Annotated in this window: 17 protein-coding genes; 7 read left to right on the top strand and 10 right to left on the bottom strand. The window is 63.9% G+C overall.

Going from position 1 to position 16,543, the window contains the following annotated elements:
* Positions 1-36: 36 nt before the first annotated feature.
* The 6 genes from F0U63_RS46390 to F0U63_RS46365 form a co-directional block, all read right to left on the bottom strand.
* Positions 37-585, bottom strand: coding sequence for a DUF1801 domain-containing protein (locus F0U63_RS46390; protein ID WP_395841498.1), 549 nt, complete (start codon positions 583-585; stop codon positions 37-39).
* Positions 586-605: 20 nt separating this feature from the next.
* Complete coding sequence (locus F0U63_RS46385; RefSeq protein WP_395841496.1) at positions 606-866, bottom strand: hypothetical protein; 261 nt, start codon at positions 864-866, stop codon at positions 606-608.
* Complete coding sequence (locus tag F0U63_RS46380; protein ID WP_395841494.1) at positions 863-1,306, bottom strand: SRPBCC domain-containing protein; 444 nt, start codon at positions 1,304-1,306, stop codon at positions 863-865. Before F0U63_RS46380 ends, F0U63_RS46385 begins: the two co-directional genes overlap by 4 nt.
* Positions 1,303-1,632 (bottom strand): ArsR/SmtB family transcription factor, encoded by a 330-nt coding sequence (locus F0U63_RS46375; RefSeq protein WP_395841492.1) that lies wholly within the window; start codon positions 1,630-1,632, stop codon positions 1,303-1,305. The genes F0U63_RS46380 and F0U63_RS46375 overlap by 4 nt, the downstream gene beginning before the upstream one ends.
* 258 nt (positions 1,633-1,890) lie before the next feature.
* Positions 1,891-2,589, bottom strand: a complete 699-nt coding sequence (locus F0U63_RS46370; protein ID WP_395841490.1) for a hypothetical protein — start codon at positions 2,587-2,589, stop codon at positions 1,891-1,893.
* Between the two features lie 283 nt (positions 2,590-2,872).
* Positions 2,873-5,050: a metallophosphoesterase gene (locus F0U63_RS46365; RefSeq protein WP_395841488.1), complete on the bottom strand. Its 2,178-nt coding sequence runs from the start codon at positions 5,048-5,050 to the stop codon at positions 2,873-2,875.
* Positions 5,051-5,743: 693 nt separating this feature from the next.
* Here F0U63_RS46365 and F0U63_RS46360 point away from each other — a divergent pair.
* The 6 genes from F0U63_RS46360 to F0U63_RS46335 are packed head-to-tail and all read left to right on the top strand — an operon-like array spanning position 5,744 to position 10,807.
* Complete coding sequence (locus F0U63_RS46360; protein WP_395841486.1) at positions 5,744-6,037, top strand: hypothetical protein; 294 nt, start codon at positions 5,744-5,746, stop codon at positions 6,035-6,037.
* A 2-nt stretch (positions 6,038-6,039) separates the two neighbouring features.
* Positions 6,040-6,390, top strand: a complete 351-nt coding sequence (locus F0U63_RS46355) for a helix-turn-helix domain-containing protein (RefSeq protein ID WP_395841484.1) — start codon at positions 6,040-6,042, stop codon at positions 6,388-6,390.
* Positions 6,387-7,259 (top strand): ImmA/IrrE family metallo-endopeptidase, encoded by an 873-nt coding sequence (locus F0U63_RS46350; RefSeq protein ID WP_395841482.1) that lies wholly within the window; start codon positions 6,387-6,389, stop codon positions 7,257-7,259. Before F0U63_RS46355 ends, F0U63_RS46350 begins: the two co-directional genes overlap by 4 nt.
* A complete protein-coding gene (locus tag F0U63_RS46345; RefSeq protein WP_395841480.1) occupies positions 7,252-8,091 on the top strand; it encodes a hypothetical protein in 840 nt (279 codons plus the stop codon). Before F0U63_RS46350 ends, F0U63_RS46345 begins: the two co-directional genes overlap by 8 nt.
* Positions 8,092-8,112: 21 nt before the next feature.
* The gene (locus F0U63_RS46340) at positions 8,113-9,861 is read left to right on the top strand and encodes a nucleotide kinase domain-containing protein (protein WP_395841478.1); all 1,749 of its coding nucleotides are present in this window, start codon (positions 8,113-8,115) and stop codon (positions 9,859-9,861) included.
* 13 nt (positions 9,862-9,874) lie between these two features.
* Complete coding sequence (locus F0U63_RS46335) at positions 9,875-10,807, top strand: nucleoside triphosphate pyrophosphohydrolase family protein (protein WP_395841476.1); 933 nt, start codon at positions 9,875-9,877, stop codon at positions 10,805-10,807.
* 8 nt (positions 10,808-10,815) lie between these two features.
* Here the strand turns inward: F0U63_RS46335 and acpS are convergent, their stop codons facing one another.
* From acpS to F0U63_RS46315, 4 genes are all read right to left on the bottom strand, one after another.
* Positions 10,816-11,205, bottom strand: coding sequence for a holo-ACP synthase (gene acpS / locus F0U63_RS46330; protein ID WP_395841474.1), 390 nt, complete (start codon positions 11,203-11,205; stop codon positions 10,816-10,818).
* A gap of 738 nt (positions 11,206-11,943) precedes the next feature.
* A complete protein-coding gene (locus tag F0U63_RS46325; RefSeq protein WP_395841472.1) occupies positions 11,944-14,175 on the bottom strand; it encodes a xanthine dehydrogenase family protein molybdopterin-binding subunit in 2,232 nt (743 codons plus the stop codon).
* On the bottom strand, positions 14,172-15,167 hold the full coding sequence (locus tag F0U63_RS46320) for an FAD binding domain-containing protein (RefSeq protein ID WP_395841470.1): 996 nt from the start codon (positions 15,165-15,167) through the stop codon (positions 14,172-14,174). The genes F0U63_RS46325 and F0U63_RS46320 overlap by 4 nt, the downstream gene beginning before the upstream one ends.
* A complete protein-coding gene (locus F0U63_RS46315) occupies positions 15,164-15,700 on the bottom strand; it encodes a (2Fe-2S)-binding protein (protein ID WP_395841468.1) in 537 nt (178 codons plus the stop codon). The genes F0U63_RS46320 and F0U63_RS46315 overlap by 4 nt, the downstream gene beginning before the upstream one ends.
* 261 nt (positions 15,701-15,961) lie before the next feature.
* On the opposite strand from F0U63_RS46315, the gene F0U63_RS46310 reads away from it, so the two are divergent.
* Complete coding sequence (locus tag F0U63_RS46310; RefSeq protein ID WP_395841466.1) at positions 15,962-16,537, top strand: CDP-alcohol phosphatidyltransferase family protein; 576 nt, start codon at positions 15,962-15,964, stop codon at positions 16,535-16,537.
* The last annotated feature ends 6 nt before the right edge of the window (positions 16,538-16,543 follow it).

The following is a 16,543-nucleotide window of genomic DNA, read 5'->3' as shown; positions in this document are numbered from 1 at the left end:
CATGGAGGCGCGGTGCGCGGAATCCTCGCACGCGCTCTACGCTCTCGACCCCTTGCTCTTCGGCACCGAGTGCGTGGTGTTGTAATCCACCGCCGCGCGCAGCAACGCCTTGAGTGCTGTCGTGTCGAGCTTGTCTCCCTCGCGAAGGTCGATCGCCCGCCACTTGCCCCCCTTGAGATCCGCGTTGAAGAGCTTCTTGGGGTCAGGGAGCTGGGCTCCGTGGAAGAACGTCATCTTCACCTTGTCCTTGAAGGGGTTGGCGAGAACGTACATCCCGTCGTGCGACCACACGGGAGTACCCATCCATTTCCAGTCTTCGACCACCTCGGGATCGACCTCGTGGATGAGCTTGCGAATCTCGGCCAACCGCTCTCCTCGCCAATCGCCCAGGCTCGCGAGCTTCTGGTCGATCCGCTCGGATGCGCTACTCGGGTCCGATGACCTGGCGGCGGCCTTGCCCGGCCTGGCCGCCTTCGTGGCGACACGCCTGGCGGCGGGCTTCTTCGCGACCGTCGCGGTCTTCTCTTTCGCGGTCGTCTTCCTCGCCGCGGCTTTCGTCGTCGTCTTGCCAGGCATCGCCTTCATTCCAGGTGTGCTCGTGGGTGCTAATCGTTCCTGGCCGCCGGTGCGTTGGCCCTGCGCCACCTGGTCACATACGGCAGCGCGAACAAATACAGACCGGTGAACAGGAGCACGATGAGTGGGAACAGCGCCAGCAGGCCCACCAGCATGGCGGACTGGGTTTGTCCCGCCGCCTCCGAGCCGGGCTTCTGGGTGAACAGGGCGACGATGTTGGCAATGACCGCCACCGTGAAGGCAATGGACAGCCAACGATGAGTTTCTCGAATCAATTTGTTCCAGTTCATGAGAGCCTCGCGAGCAGGTCGACGAGCTTCCCGCCCATCATCTTCCAGCCGTAGCGCGCACCGCCGAAGTTCTGCTTCTGGTCAGGCCTGAAGCCCGACTGCTCCAGGAACAACCGGGTGCCCGACGCCGTTGGCGTCAGGGTGAAGGTCACGACGGTGTCGATGAAGTCGCCGACGACCCACGCGTAGCTGAGTTTCTTGTGCTTTTCGATCTCGAGGAACCGGCAGTTCACGGTCCCGTCCCAGCCGGGTTGCGGCTGCGCCTTGAAGGCGAATGCGGCCCCTGGTTCGAGCTTGAGTTCGACGATGGGGAGAAGCCACTCGTTGAGCAACTCGGGGATGGTCAGCGCTCGCCACACCTTCTCCGGCGGGTGATGCAAATCGAACTCGAATGAGATGGACGCGGTTTGTGATGGGCTGGTCTTGTCGGTGGGATTCATTGGTCCATTTTGTCGAGCAGTTGTTCGAGGCGATCCACGCGCTCCGTCCAGAAGGCGCGGTAGTGTGAAATCCAGTCGATGAGTGGCTTCATCCCGTGCGGCTCCACCCGGTAGTAGACGCAGCGCCCCTCGCGTCGGCCGTTCACCAGACCGGCGTCTTTCAGAGTGGCGAGGTGCTGTGAGACCGCCGGCTGCGAGATGTCGAAACGCGCCTTGAGGTCCTTCACCGTGGCTTCGCCACGCGTGAGCGACTCGAAGATCGCCCGGCGGCTGGGGTCCGCCAACGCATGGAAGATCTTGTTCTCGAGTTCGGCCGCGCTCTGCATGCCCAACAAATAAGCCAACGCTTATGGGTCGTCAAGTCCCAGGTGGGACCCAGGGGGCTCCTGGCTCGTGCCGGAGGAGGGCGGAATGCGCTTCGAGGCGTTGGCCGTTGCCCACGCAAGGAGAGGTGGAGCGACTGCCGAGGACCTGAGGACGCGCGGCAAGCCTGGCTGGCGCACTCACTACGGCCGCGGCTACGTGTCCCGAATCCAGGCTGGCCTACGTTGAATGTCCCGCAAGCCACAGACAGGGCAGGGCGATCAGTTACTTTCAGCCTCGAGCCGCTTCAGTAGCTTGCGCACCTGATTGAGGGAGAAGTGATGTGCCCCGCGCGCCTCGCCCAGCTTGTCCCCGAGGGTGAAGGAGAAGCCCCGCGCGTGAAACAGCCCCCGTCGGATCTCTTTGACCTCGTCGAGGCGTAAGGGGAGGGAGAACAGGAGCGGGAGCTTCGCGGCGAGCGCGTCGAGGTCACGCGCGTCCAGCTCGTTCTCGCTGGCATCGCGGATGACGCGCCAGCCATCTTCGAGCGATGGGCAGATCTCCACCTGAGTCCATGCGGGTGGTGGCGTGCCCGCTTCCTCTATCCGTGCTCGCACCCAGGCCGGGTCGTCGTCTTCGTCGGCTGGCACGCGCACGAGTGCCCACTCAATGCCGGCCCGCGCGAGCGCTTGGCGCCAGGTCTGTGGCACCTCTGTCCCCCATGGGACCTGCACCACCTGGACGCCCATCCTCCGCGCCGCCTGGGGCTCCAGCAGCGAAGCCTCGCCGAGCAACTCCACGCACAGCCGAGTTCGCTTGAGGCATGCCGCGATCGCGTGTGCGTCGTCCCTAGCGATGACCCTACCCGTCGCGCGCTCGCCCACGACGACCCCTATCAGGTCTACACCGAGCGACTCGAGCTGCTCCGCCTCCTCGGGCGAGGCGACGCCGTGTACATGAATAACGAGCCCGCGCTTCATCTAACGTCCACCTCCTCCGCTGCCAGCACGGAGTTCCTCGAGGGTGTTCTCCCTCTGTGTTGTCGCCCACGGCTTCCTCGCGCTCCGCCGGGCGCTTTTCCCCCTGAGCCGAACGCGGTGGACGTTGCCTCAGGTGCGTATGCGCTTGCAGCACCTGCTGCTGTGTCGCATCGGCCACTGCCCCCTCTGCATGCTCCCTATCTCCGCTCGCGCTCCCCCCTCTCGGCCTATCCCGCATCTGACCGGGTAGTACTAGGGCGAAGCCACGGCGTAGGGCTTCGCACTACAAGATGACTTGCGTGCCAAGTCGCTCATGGGTGAGCGCCACAAGTTCAGAGACGGCATCCAAGGTATTTATGGACCAGCGATCGAAGTCTGCCTTGGTCCTAGCACTATCCTCGAATTGATGGTTTGAGCTGGCGAGCCGCCGCAAGGTACGAGCGAAGCGGGAGAGACTTGGGTCGGCGCTAACAACCGCTACCTCCAGATACGCGGCGAGCATGTTCAGACCTTCGATCGCTATCGGAAGCCCATCAGGGTTGTATTCCTTTGCCGTCGCCTCCAGGTCTGCGAGGGTTTGCGCCCAGCCGCGAACAGCCTCTCGCTGCAACTCGCTCTCCAGTTGCTTGTTCACGAGAGCATTCGCGAGGAGATGCAGGCGCTCCGGAGCCTGGTCTAACCACCGGTCGATAATGGGCATAGCGACCTGAGTTGGGGTGCGGGAGTGCGTTCGCGCATCTGCCGCGATGGTGGTGATACGACCTGGTGTAAAGCTGAGCTCTTCACAGATCTTCCATTGCAGAAATCGTAGCTCAGCGATGTTTATCGGCCACCAGCGCGCGAATTCCTGGGCCCTATAGAACGCGATCGCGTCAACTGCACGACGTGAGCCGCCGAGTTCACGTCGCTTGAACTCCACGAGGCAGAAGGATGCAAACTCTTCGTCTGTTCCGTCTTGCGTGAAATCGCGAAATGGATCGATGAGCACAGCCAGCGCCCGCGTGCTCGCTTTTTCCCTCAGGAGACTGATGATGCGTTTGATCTGATCGATCTTGCCGCCATATCGGCGCAACCTGCTCCCATGTACGAACGGCATGCGATGCTCAAGCCCTGAGGTCTCGAGTTGCCACCACTGGACGAGCTCCTTGAGCCAGCGTTGCCGCTCGTCAGCCTTCATCGGCTTGGGCAACGGGTAACTGGAAGGCAGCGGCAGTTCACCCTTCACCTCGGACGTGAGATCGAGGTGAACAATCAGGGTGCCGTTCTCCGCGTCTGCGCCCGCGACTTCACAGGCGCGCTCGTAGACCGCGTCCAAGTCCGACCCTTGGATGACGACCGGACCTCCCGGGACGTCGTCACTTGCCCACAGCCTTCGATTGAGTGTCGGAGCCCCACGGACGTCCACTCCGCCGCGCGCGACGGCGATCGGTTCGATGTGAACGGACGGGCTGTTCGGCATGCCCTTGATTGTCAGGAGCCGAACGCCGTCCGCCTCATGACCAGGCTCGAAGGTTGCTCCTGATAAGACCAAGGTTCGGTGAGCGCGCTCACCGTCATGATCATAGATGTGTTCGAACTGAGCTGCGTGCTCATGCTTGTGCCCATGCACCAGCATCGCGATGTCCCGCTCGCGGAGGAAGGCGCGCAGCTGGGCTAAGTTGGAATAATCCGCAAAAGGCTTCAGCTCTTCACGAAGGCTCGGCGCCCGAAGGTGGTGGTGAACGACAGCAATCCGGAGCTGACGCCCCGACCTTGGCTGACGCGTTGCTTCGATCAGGCCCCGCAGGATCTCAAGTTGGGCGCCTGAAATGCGCGCCATATCGTAGCGGGCTAAACCATCGAGCTGACTACGCAGCTTCTCTGCAACCTTGCTGTCGCCTGCGGCGGCGAGCTCGTGGAGGTTCGCCCAAACATCCGCCAGAGGCTGAGGTAGAGTAATGGAGACATGGGACCAGTTGCACGAGTTGAGCGGGAAGATCGCCCAGGTCCCATCGTCTGCTGCCAATCTATGAGCACCGCCGTCGGCGGGCTTGGCATCCAAGCCATCGAGCCAGGGTGTCACGCAACCTGCGGTGCGCCAAACCTTGGCGAACGGATCATAGCGCGCTGGCGAGCTCGGTGGGCTTGCCCGGGGCACGTCATGATTTCCGGGAACAGCGACGATGTTGGCCGGTGACACCCCGAAATTGCTGAGATGCTTCAAGAGGAGCTTAAGCAGAAGCTCGTGTCCTCCTGGGCGGCCGCGATCTTGCGCGTCTCCAGAGAAGATTACGCCATCGAGAGTTCGCTTCTCCTGTCGAAGCCGCTCCGCCACGCGGCCAAGCGTCAGGTCAAGAACTTCCTCTCGCGTTTCCTGCCGGATCTCTGGGATGTCGACTTTGTGATCAGCGCGGGCGAACTCCACGCCGTCCGAGGCCAAGTGAACGTCGGTGAGATGTAGAAAGGTTGCGGAACTGGGCATGTGTAGGTTCGGAAGATGCTCGGGTAGCGATCCGTCACTCCGAGCCGCCCCGTAGCCGGATTATTCCCAAGTCCGCCCGCCGGATCAATTCGGGCGGTTAAACGCTCCTAGCTCAACCACTGTGGTATCAGTGATCGTTTGGATCGACGGTGGCCAACAACCTCCGTACCCGGTGGCGCTGGCGAAGTCCCGCTCCACATACCGGGGCATGCCGCGCCCCACCTCGCTCGCCTCCGCAAGCAGCGTGGAGCGGTTGTCCCTCACCGCCTCGTTATAGTGCCGCCCCCTCCGGTTGCCTCCGCCGTACGCCCCCCCGCGCTCCTCCACCTGCCCCTCCCCGGCCATACTGTCGCCAGGGCACATGCTACCGTCAGCCTGCCACGGGCCTCCGTGGAGCCCCTGCCTGCTTGTGGGGTTCGGGGCCTACGAGAGCAGGATGGCGTAACGGCCGGACTCGGCTACACCCACATGTAAGGGGGAGTGGTCGACTGATCCAGTACCGCAAGTGCCGATCACAGGTACTACCTGTGCTCTGCGGGTAGTGCCGTGACTCGGGGAGGCTCCGCGGGGCTTGATGAAGAAGGGGCCTTGCGCCGCCGGCTCCGTACGATTATCTTACGACCCGTAAGCACGGGCCAGCACGGCCTGTTCTGTACGATTACCTTACCATAGGTAAGGGGGGAGGTTCGGCACATGGACATCACCGACATCGAGAATACGCTGATCCAGGTCCATCAGGAGATTCAGGACAAGAAACCTGACTCCACGAAGGTCCAGGCCAGCACATGCCCACTGCGAGACCTGCCCGGCTTCGACAGCCTACTCGTCCCGGTGGCGTTTCGTCGGCTGGCGCTCAAGCTTGGAATCCAGCTCCCGCCCGACTACCGAGTCCCGAACCTCTATGTTAACCCGACCACTCACCAGCGGCTCACGATCGCGGAGATCGCCGGCGAGTTCTATCAGCGCTTCGGCGCCAAGGCGGCATAGACATGAGCGCAAATGACAGCAAGAAGATGATCATCGCCAGCCGTATCCGCGCAGCTCGTGAGATGGCCGGTCTCTCTCAGGGGCAGGTCGCCAAGATGCTCGGCCTTCATCGCCCGTCGATCTCAGAGGCGGAAGCGGGGAATCGCAACGTGTCGGCCGAGGAAATCGGGCGCATGGCTGAAATCTACGAGGTGTCTGTTGCTTGGCTCATGGGTGAAGGGGCGGAGCGACTCGACCCCCACCAGGACAAAATCCAACTTGCGGCGCGCGAGCTGAGTAAGCTGAAGCCCGAGGACCAGGACCGACTGTTCACACTGCTGGCCGCCACGCGCCAGCCGGAGAAGAAGAGATGAGCGCGCAGCGTGGCGAACTCGTGAGGAGGGCACTTAACAAGGCGTTGGAGATTCGGGAGGTAGGGGGGCTCGACGACGAGAGCCCAATCTGCGTCTACAAGCTGTGTGAGAAGCTGAGTCTGCGAGTGCAGTTCAAGGCGATCGCGAGCATGGAGGGAATGTACGTAGCGGGTGAGCCACCCCAAATCTACCTATCGTCTCTGCGGCCGCTCGGAAGGCGCGCGTTCACCTGCGGGCACGAACTGGGCCACCACGTCTTCGGACATGGGTCCGCGATTGACGAACTACGCAAGGAAGATGAGACCCACCCGGTCTTCAAGCCGGATGAATTCCTGGTGAACGCCTTCTCGGGATTTCTTCTGATGCCGCAACTGGGCGTGCGCAATGCGTTTCGTGTACGCGGTTGGGACCTGGGGTCCGCGTCACCGGAGCAGGTCTTCACGGTGGCCTGCCACTTCGGCGTGGGCTACGAGACGCTCGCGAACCACCTGGGTTACAGCATCAAAGAAATCTCCCCCACCCGGGTCAAGGAGCTGGAAAGGACGAAGCTTCCGGCCATCCGCCGGTCGCTCCTTGGTCATCCATCGGATAATCCACTCATCGTCGTGGACAGGCACTACCAGCATCCGACGCTGGACGTAGAAGTCGGGACACAGATCCTCATGCCAGCGGGAGTAGTCCCAGACAAGTCGAACTTGAGCTTCGTTGAAGACCTTCCCGGGGGAAGCCTCTATCAGGCCGAGAAGCCTGGCTTGGTCCAAGTTCATGACCCGAAGAGCGCATGGGCTATCATCGTCAGGATCGCGCGCTTTCAGTACGAAGGACTCGCCAAGTACCGACACGTCGAAGAGGAGGATGAGGATGAGTAAGATACCTGTCATCGAGGAGGATAATCTCTCGCTCGTGTGGGCCCGCATGTTCCTGTGCCTCGCCACGCGCTCGGACGAGGAGCTCGCACCGCTCGTAGTGAGCGTCACCGGGTTCAAGGACGGCGAGGCGATAGAGGACGAGACGGTCCGAAACGCGCTTGACGCTTGTCTGGAAGCGACCAATCGCCAGTGCGTTAACACCGTCGCGAACACCATCTTCCCGCAGTCTTTGTGGCTGATGACCAAGGGCGACCGGAAGGCGTTCTACGCAACGTACCTCGAGAACCTGCCTAGTTACGTTGACATGGCATTGAGCAAAAACCGTCTCGGGCTCTACTTCGCACGGCTCATTGCCTTCTACACCAATCCCAAGACCGGGGAGAGGAGTTCCTATATCCCACCGGACAGCGAGGTTGCTGACGGGAACCAACTTGAATTTATCATCGAGAACTGTCGTCCCAAAACGCGGCGGACGATGTTCCAGGCCTCCATCTTTGATCCCCTGCGCGACCACACTCGCGCCAACCAGCTTGGCTTTCCGTGCCTCCAGCACGTGAGTTTCGTTCCGGACTTCGCAGCGAAGACGCTCAAGCTGAACGCGTTCTACGCCAGCCAGCAGGGTCTTGATCGCGCATACGGCAATTTCCTCGGGCTCTGCCGCCTTGGAGCCTTCGTCGCACATGAGACCGGCCTGACTTTCGAGCGAATGACCTGCTTTGCTGGGGTCGAGAAAATGGACAAGCGGCCCAATCAGAACGTACCAGAGTGGGTGGCTCTCAAGGCCGCCGCAAAAAACCTCGTCGACGCTGCGAAATCGCAGACCGCGACCTAGCGACCAGAGCAGATACCCATCATGTCCAGGAACACGCCTACGGGTCGGCTCATTGTTTTCGAAGGGCCCGACGGAGTCGGCAAATCCACCATTTCCGTAGAACTCGTCCGTGAGCTCAGTGCCCAGGGCCAACGGGCAGAACTCCTGACGTTCCCCGGCAGAGAAGTCGGAACTCTCGGCCATCTGGTCTACGGAATCCATCACGAGGCCGAGCGATTTGGGGTGCGTAGCGTAACCGCTGCTGCCACGCAGACTCTGCACATTGCGGCGCACCTCGATGCGATTGAGCGCCGGATTATCCCGACTCTGCGCAAGGGGACGACCGTCGTTCTTGATCGCTTCTGGTGGTCGACTTTGGTGTACGGGCTCGTCGGCGGCGTGGACCGGAAGGTCCTGGAGGCGCTCATTGGCGTTGAGCGGCTCCTCTGGGGCCCTGTCCTCGCTGATGTGGTGTTCTTGCTGCGCCGCGATGCCCCCATCGAGCGCGACGAGCCACTGCCTCGGTGGCTGCGCTTACGAGACGAGTACGACGGTCTCGCGAAGCAGGAGCGGCGTGGCTACCCGGTTGCGGTGATCGAGAATGTTGGTTCGCTATCGGAGACTCTCGCCCAAGTCCGTCATGTCCTTGAGACGTCTAGCGGCCGTGCGGCTGTGTCGGCGGGAGCACGTACAGAGGCTCAGCTCAGCATCGGTTTCGCTGCTCCTCAACGCTCGTCGCAGGCTGTGCCGGCGACCTCCGTGCGACACCTTTACCCCGTAAAGCCGACTGCCGCGTATGACACTTACTGGCGCTTCGCCGTCGAGCGCCAGAACATATTCTTCAAGAGATTCCGCGGTGAGCCTCCCCCCTGGACCAGCGATAGGATTCTTACCGAGCACAAGTTCACGAACGCGTATCGCGCGTCCGACCGGGTGAGCCAGTACCTCATCCGCCACGTCATCTACCGTGATGACCTTCCGAAGACTGCCCCGGAGATATTCTTCCGGATCATCCTCTTCAAGATCTTCAATAAGATAGAAACGTGGGAACGGCTGGAGAAGGCTCTAGGGACGATCACGCTCGAGGACTACTCGTTCGCCCGCTTCGACAAGATACTCACAGCCGCCCAAGCAGAGGGCGCGAGGATCTATTCTGCCGCCTACATCATGCCGTCGGGTAGCAGCTCGCTCGGTCACGCGAAGAAGCATCGCAACCACCTGCAACTCATCGAGCGCATGATCGCGGACGATCTGCCCCAACGGCTGACCGACGCGCGAACCATGCAGGTAGGATTCGAGCTGTTGAGAGCGTATCCGACCATTGGCAACTTCCTGGCCTATCAGTACATCACGGACATCAACTACAGCGAGTTGACCGCCTTCAGCGAAATGGAGTTCGTGGTTCCAGGTCCCGGTGCGCTCGATGGCATTCGCAAGTGCTTTGCAGATCTCGGTGGTCTGAATGAGTCCGAGATCATCAAGTTCATCGCGGAGCGGCAGGAGCAGGAGTTCAAGCGACTGGATCTTAAGTTCGAGTCCCTCTGGGGACGACGCCTCCAGCTCATCGACTGCCAGAACCTCTTCTGTGAAGTCGACAAGTACGCCCGTGTGCACCACCCGGAGTTAGTGGGCCTCACGGGGCGAACCCGAATCAAGCAGCGATTCACCGCGAACCAGGCACCTCTCGAGCTTTGGTACCCCCCCAAGTGGAAGATCAACGAGTTACTCACCCGAGACGCAAAGGCAGACAGGCCCAACCACCTACAGGCGGCGATTCGGCGCAGCAAGTAGTGAGGAGCTAACAATGGAGTTTCGTGAGTACCAACTGTCCGCATTGCGCACTGACCAGATGCCGGCCGAGAGGACGGTCGGCGATCCACCCACTGGGCCTGAGATTATGATGTCACTGCTCGGGCTCGCCGGAGAGGCCGGCGAATTGCTCAGCGAATTCAAGAAGTGCTTGCGCGACGGCCCATCCTACAAGCTGTTCAACGAGCGCATCGGAGAGGAACTGGGAGACCTGCTCTGGTACCTCTCGAATGTCGCTAGCAAGCTCGGCCTCGATTTGGACAAGATCGCCAGCGACAACTTGGCGAAGTGCCGTAGCCGGTGGGATGAGCACGGCGGAAGGCAACTGGCCCTCCTGAACGGCGGCCACTCCTTCGACGAGGGATACCCGCCCGAGCAGCGGCTACCGCGGAAGATGGAACTCGTGATTCGTCCTCTTGAGGGACAGGGCAGGCCGAAGATCCAGGTGCTCATCGAAGGGAATCAGGTCGGTGACGGGCTAACGGACAATGCGTACACGGATGATGGCTATCGTTTCCACGATATCTTCCACTTTGTCTATGCAGCCGTCCTTGGCTGGTCGCCCGTTCTTAGAAGCGGGAAGCTTCTCGACCGAAAGCGCAAGCGCAAGGCTGACCCGTTAGTCGATGAGGTAGAGGATGGCGCGCGGGCCGCTGCGCTGGAGGAGGGAATCTCGGCGATGATCTTCGGCTACGCGGAGGAGAACGACTTCTTGAAGGGCGCCAAGGGAGTCCGATCCGATCTTCTTCGCACGATCAAGATGATGACGGCCCACCTCGAGGTCAGCAGGTGCTCCGCTGGAGACTGGGAGAAAGCGATCCTGATGGGGTTCGACGTGTGGAATCAGATTCGGGACCAGAACGGTGGCACGGTCTTGGTCGATCTGGATGCGAGAACCGTCACAGTCAAGCCTGAAGTGGCGGGGTGAGAACCCCTTCAACTGTCGTCCTGGAGGGCGAGTGCAGACGCGATGGCGAGATGCTCCGTGTCGCTGATGCTGAGCAACCAGCGCCTGATGCCGAGTTGCTTCGCGACGGCCAACGCACCACCAGAGAGTACGACGACGGGTGCTCCTGACTCCTGGGCCTGAATCTCAACGTCAATCGGGGCAATGTCCTGTGTCAGCCCCGTTCCAAGTGCCTTGAGCACAGCCTCCTTCGCCGCATGACGCCTCGCATAGAAAGCGGCGGGATCCGGGTGCTGACGGGCGGCTTCCTGTTCGACAGAGGTGAACCAGGCCGGTTCGAAGTCTTCTCTGGAGGTGGCGAGTAGATCGCGGATCCTCCCGACCTCGACGATATCAATGCCATGGCCAACAAGTCTCATGGTGACCTCGGCGCGGGGCTGTGTGGTCCGCGCTGTGCGTGTGAGCATAGAGGAAAAGGTCGTCCGCAGGCCGGGAACGAAGGCAGCGGTTGTCGCTGATGTTCAGTCGTTCATGAGGGAGTCGGCTGCGGCCTCCAGGTACTGCGTACGTCCTCGCCGCGCCCCATCTTACGCTGAGCTCCGGACTGTGAGACGGTGGGGAGCAGAGCCGAAGCCGGAAGATGCGAGCGGGCCAGTTTGCGGCGCACCTGGGACTGTCCACCTCGAAGGGCGAGAGTGGCTAAAGCGCAGGGGCTAGCCCAGCGCGCGCGGTGTTGAGCCCCAAGCCGTAACGGTGCCAAAGAAGCCCGCTCCCCTTGCCGCCCCTCTGCTGGGTGGGCCGCTCGGGCCGACGTGTGCCCGAAGAGGGCTGTACCGCCTCTCCATCGGCCCGGCGCACAGCCCTGGCGGCAGCCATCAAGCGGTCTTGCTCGCCTCCTCCGCTCCAGCCCTCACCCTCAACAGGGTCTCCATCCCGCCTATTACGCCTCCGGATTTGGTCCAAATTTTGTCCGATAAGAACCAATTTGGTCCCCTGATGCGAGCCGCGCCTCCTTGTTAGGAGTGGGTTTAACTCAAGGCGGCGGGCAACCTCTACTGGGAGCGGCGGGAATTGAACCCGCCGCTCGGGAGCCTCCGGCAAAAAGGTACGGCACTTCCAGCGCGGGCCTGGTGCGCTTGCCCTCCCTTCCCCGGCGCCTACAACAGCTTGTCGATCGTGATGGGCAGGTCCCGCACGCGCTTGCCCGTGGCGTGGAAGATGGCGTTGGCGATCGCCGCCGCTACTCCGACGATGCCAATCTCTCCCAGACCCTTGGCGCCCAGGGGGTTGACGATGGTGTCCTCCTCGTCGACGAAGATGACGTCGATGTCGTGCACATCGGCGTTCACCGGCACATGGTACTCGGCGAGGTCGTGGTTCATGAAGCGGCCGAGCTTCTGGTCCAGAAGCGTCTCCTCCTCCAGCGCCATGCCGATGCCCCAGACGATGCCGCCGATGATCTGACTGCGCGCCGTCTTGGGGTTGAGCACGCGCCCACCGGCGATCGCGCTCACCACGCGGGTGACCTTCACCACGCCCAGCTCCTCGTCCACCTTCACCTCGGCGAACACGGCCGAGTGCGAGGCGCGCGTGTATTGCATCTGCTTGGGATTGGGCAGCCCCATGGCCTGCTCCTCCACGTGGAGCACCCCCGCGTGGCGCATGGCCTCGGTGAGCGACACCGCGCGCGAGGCATCGGACTTGAGCCGGATGTGGCCCCCGCTGAACGTCACCTCGTCCAGCTCCGCCTTGGCCAGGGGCGAGTGGTGCACCTTGCGCGCGAACGCGAACACCTGCTCGCGCACCTTCTCGCAGACCTCCTTCACCGCCGTGCCCACCGAGGACACCGTCCACGAGCCGCCCTCGATGGGAGACTTGGGCAGCGAGGAGTCACCCAGCTTGAAGGTCACCTTGTCCAGGGGCAGGCCGAGAGTCTCCGCGGCGATCTGCGTCATCACCGTATAGGTGCCGGTGCCGATGTCCGCGGTGGCGCTGCTCACGGTGAGCGTGCCATCGATGCTCAGCACCGCCTTGGCGGCGGCCTGCTGCTGCATCGCCTCCCAGATGCCCGTGGCCACGCCCCAGCCGATGAGCTGCTTGCCCTCGCGCATCGAGCGCGGCGCGGGGCTCCTCTTGCCCCAGCCGAAGCGCTCGGCGCCCTGGTAGTAGCACGCCTTGAGCTCCTTGCTGGAGAAGGGCTTGTCCTGGTTCTGGTCGCGCTCCGCGTAGTTCTTGAAGCGCAACTCGAGCGGATCCACCCCCGCCTTGTACGCGAGCTCGTCCATCGCGCACTCCAGCGCGTAGACGCCGAGCACCGCGCCGGGGGCGCGCATGTCGATGGGTGTGTACTGGTCCACCGGGGCCACCTTGTAGTCGAGCCGCACGTTGTCGCACTGGTAGAGCAGGCCCGACCAGTTGACGACGACCTCGCAGTAGTCCTCGAAGCGCGACGTCTCGCTGAGCGTCTCGTGGATGACGGACAGGAGCGTGCCGTCCGGGGCCGCGCCGAGCGCCACGTGTTGGTGCGTCTCGGGGCGGTGGCCGAAGGTGAACATCTGCTGGCGCGTGAGCGTCACGCGCACCGAGCGCTTGAGCTCGCGCGCCGCCATGACGGCGAGGAACAACTGGTATTGTGGCCGAAGCCCCGAGCCGAACGCGCCGCCGACGAAGGGCGAGCGCACGCGCACCTGCTCCTTGTCGAGCTTGAAGACGCGCGAGACGTAGTCGTAGCTGTTCTGCACGCCTTGAATCTTGTCGTAGATGCTGAGCGTGCCGTCGTCCTCGTAGACGACGGTGGAGACGTGGGTCTCCATGGGGTTGTGGTGCTCGACGGGCGTGGAGTACTCGGCGTCCACCTGGATGGGCGCGCTCTTGAACGCCTTGTCCGGGTTTCCTCGGGGCTTGGGAGGGGGCTCATAGCCGCCCTTTCCGGGGGCGGGCGAGTGGGCCTTGTGGCGCTGCTCGGCGAGGTCCGTCTCGTGCTCCTTTGTCTTGTACTCCACGCGGATGAGGGAAGCGGCGTGGCGGGCGAGCTCGAAGGTCTCGGCGACGACGAGCGCGATGGGCTGGCCGCTGTAGACGATGTCCGCGCCATCCAGCGGCCGGAAGGGAGAGCCGGCGGGGGCGTCCTCGTCCTTGTAGTTGCGGTCGAACCAGGCGGTGCCCGGCCGGTTCTCGTGCGTGAAGACGTGCAGCACGCCCGGCAGCGCGAGCGCCGCGCTGGTGTCGATCTTCTTGATGTGGCCCCGGGCGATGGTGCTCGACAGGACATGGCCGTAGGTGAGGCCCGGGACGTTGAACTCCCCGGCGTACTTCGCCTGGCCGGTCACCTTGAGGGGCCCGTCCACGCGGCTGATGGGTTGTCCGAGCAGAGAGGAGGGCGTCGTCATGAGGAGTGCTCCAGTCCGGCGGCCTGCGAGAGGGCACGCACGATGGCGCGCCGGGCCAGTTCGATCTTGAAGGTGTTGTGACCAAAGCCTCGCGCGCCCTGGAGCAGCGCGTCCGCCACGGGCTGGAAGTTCTCCCTCGTGGCGGGCTTGCCCTGGAGCAGGGCCTCGGCGCTGGGGACTCGCCAGGGTTTGTGGGCCACGCCGCCGAGCGCGACGCGGGCCTCGCGGATGGTGCCGCCGTCCAGCTCGAGCGCGGCGGCGACGGACACGAGCGCGAAGGCATAGGACTGGCGATCGCGCAGCTTCAGGTAGGTGCAGTGCGAGGCGAAGCCCTGGGGAGGCAGCTCCACGGCGGTGATGAGCTCACCGGGCTCAAGGTTGGAGTCGCGCTCGGGCGTGTCGCCGGGCAGCCGGTGGAAGTCGGCGAAGGCGATGGCGCGCTCGCCCCGGGGCCCGGTGACGTGCACGGTGGCGGCGAGCGCCGCGAGCGCCACGCACATGTCCGAGGGGTGGGTGGCGATGCACTGGTCGCTGGTGCCGAGGATGGCGTGGATGCGGTTGATGCCCTCGCGCGCGCCGCAGCCGCTGCCGGGCTCGCGTTTGTTGCAGGGCGTGCCCGGGTCGTAGAAGTAGTAGCAGCGCGTGCGTTGCAGGAGGTTGCCGCCCGTGGTGGCCATGTTGCGCAGCTGCGCCGAGGCGCCCGCGAGGATGGCCCGGGCGAGCAGCGGATAGCGCCGTTCCACCAGCGGGTGGTAGGCGGTGTCCGCGTTGGTCACGAGCGCGCCGATGCGCAGGCCGCCCTCCTTCGTCTCCTCGAGGGTGTCGAGCGGCAGGCGCGACAGGCCGATGAGCCGCTCGGGGCGCACGACGTTGGCCTTGAGCAGGTCCACGAGGTTGGTGCCGCCGGCGATGAACTGGGACGAGGGCGTCTGGCTCGCCGCGCTCACGGCCCCGGCGACGGTGTCCGCGCGTTCGTAGGAGAAGCGGTTCATGGCGTCTGGCCTCCGTTGCCCTGGCGCCGCGCCTGATCGATGGCGGCGAGGATGTTGGGATAGGCGCCGCAGCGGCAGAGGTTGCCGCTCATGAGCTCGCGGATGTCGTCCAGGCTCTGGGCGCGGCCCTCGCGCAGCAGCCCCACCGCGGAGCAGATCTGCCCCGGGGTGCAGTAGCCGCACTGGAAGGCGTCCTTCTCGACGAAGGCGGCCTGCACGGGGTGCAGCGTCTCGCCCGAGGCGAGCCCCTCGATGGTGGTGACCTCCGCGCCATCCTGGGTGACGGCGAGGGAGAGGCAGGAGTTGATGCGCTTGCCATTGACGAGCACGGTGCAGGCGCCGCACTGGCCGTGGTCACAGCCCTTCTTGGTGCCGGTCAGGTCGAGCGTGTCGCGCAGCAGATCGAGCAGGGTGGTCCACGGGGCGATGTCCAGTTGCTTGGGCGCGCCGTTGACCCGGAGGGTGATGGGATGGGTGGAGGGGGCTGCCGGGGGCGGCCGGCTGGCGCCCGGATCTCCAGCGGAGGAACTCATGTCGAACACGCTCCTGGGTTGAGCACAGCGGGCGTGCAATCTCCGTCCGGCCCCGCGGGCGGGCGCGGGTTTCCCCCGGGAATGAGTGGCTCTATCGGGTAGTCGATAAGAGGCGCGGCACGCGGGACCGCGATGTGTGGACTAGCGAAAAACCAGCCGCTCGAGACGCCTCGTTGGAGGGCGGCCGGACGTGCCTTGCCCTCGTGGGGTGCCTTGGCGAGCCCTCATGCGATGAACGGGCGGCGTTCCTAGTTTGAGGGTATGCGCCGCCGGACGAGCCTCGTGCTCCTCAACACCTTCTCCCTGTCCCGTCTGCCGCTGGCCGCCGCCTTCGTGCTGTGGGAGGCGTCGCTCGTGCGCGTGGGGCTGGTGGTGGCCGCGGCCCTGACGGACTTCCTGGATGGGTGGATCGCCCGGCGCAAGCACCTGGAGTCGTATTGGGGCGCGCTCATCGATCCACTCGCGGACCGCGGCTTCGTGATGGTGGCGCTGCTGACGTACGTGCTGGAGGGCAAGCTGTCGTTGGCGGCGTTCTGCGTGCTCGTGGTGCGCGACCTGGCGACGGGGCTGGGCTTCCTCGTGGCCCGGGTGGTGCCGAGGCTCCGGCCGGTGAAGTTCCAGGCGCGGATGCTGGGCAAGGTGGTGACGACGCTCCAGCTCGGGGCGCTGCTCGCCGTGCTGGTGGTGCCGGTGCTCGTGCCGCTGCTGGTGGCGGCGGTGGGCCTGACGGCGCTCGCCTCGGTGGTGGACTACACGGTGTTCATGTGGCGGTCGGCGGCTCGTCATGCCGCCGGGGTGGAGCACCTGCCCGAGTCCTCGCGCCAGCGCGTGGCCTAGGGCAGG

It is taken from the genome of Cystobacter fuscus (assembly GCF_044360685.1).
Taxonomy (GTDB): Bacteria; Myxococcota; Myxococcia; order Myxococcales; family Myxococcaceae; genus Cystobacter; species Cystobacter fuscus_C.
This window is presented reverse-complemented; position numbering and strand designations above follow the sequence as displayed.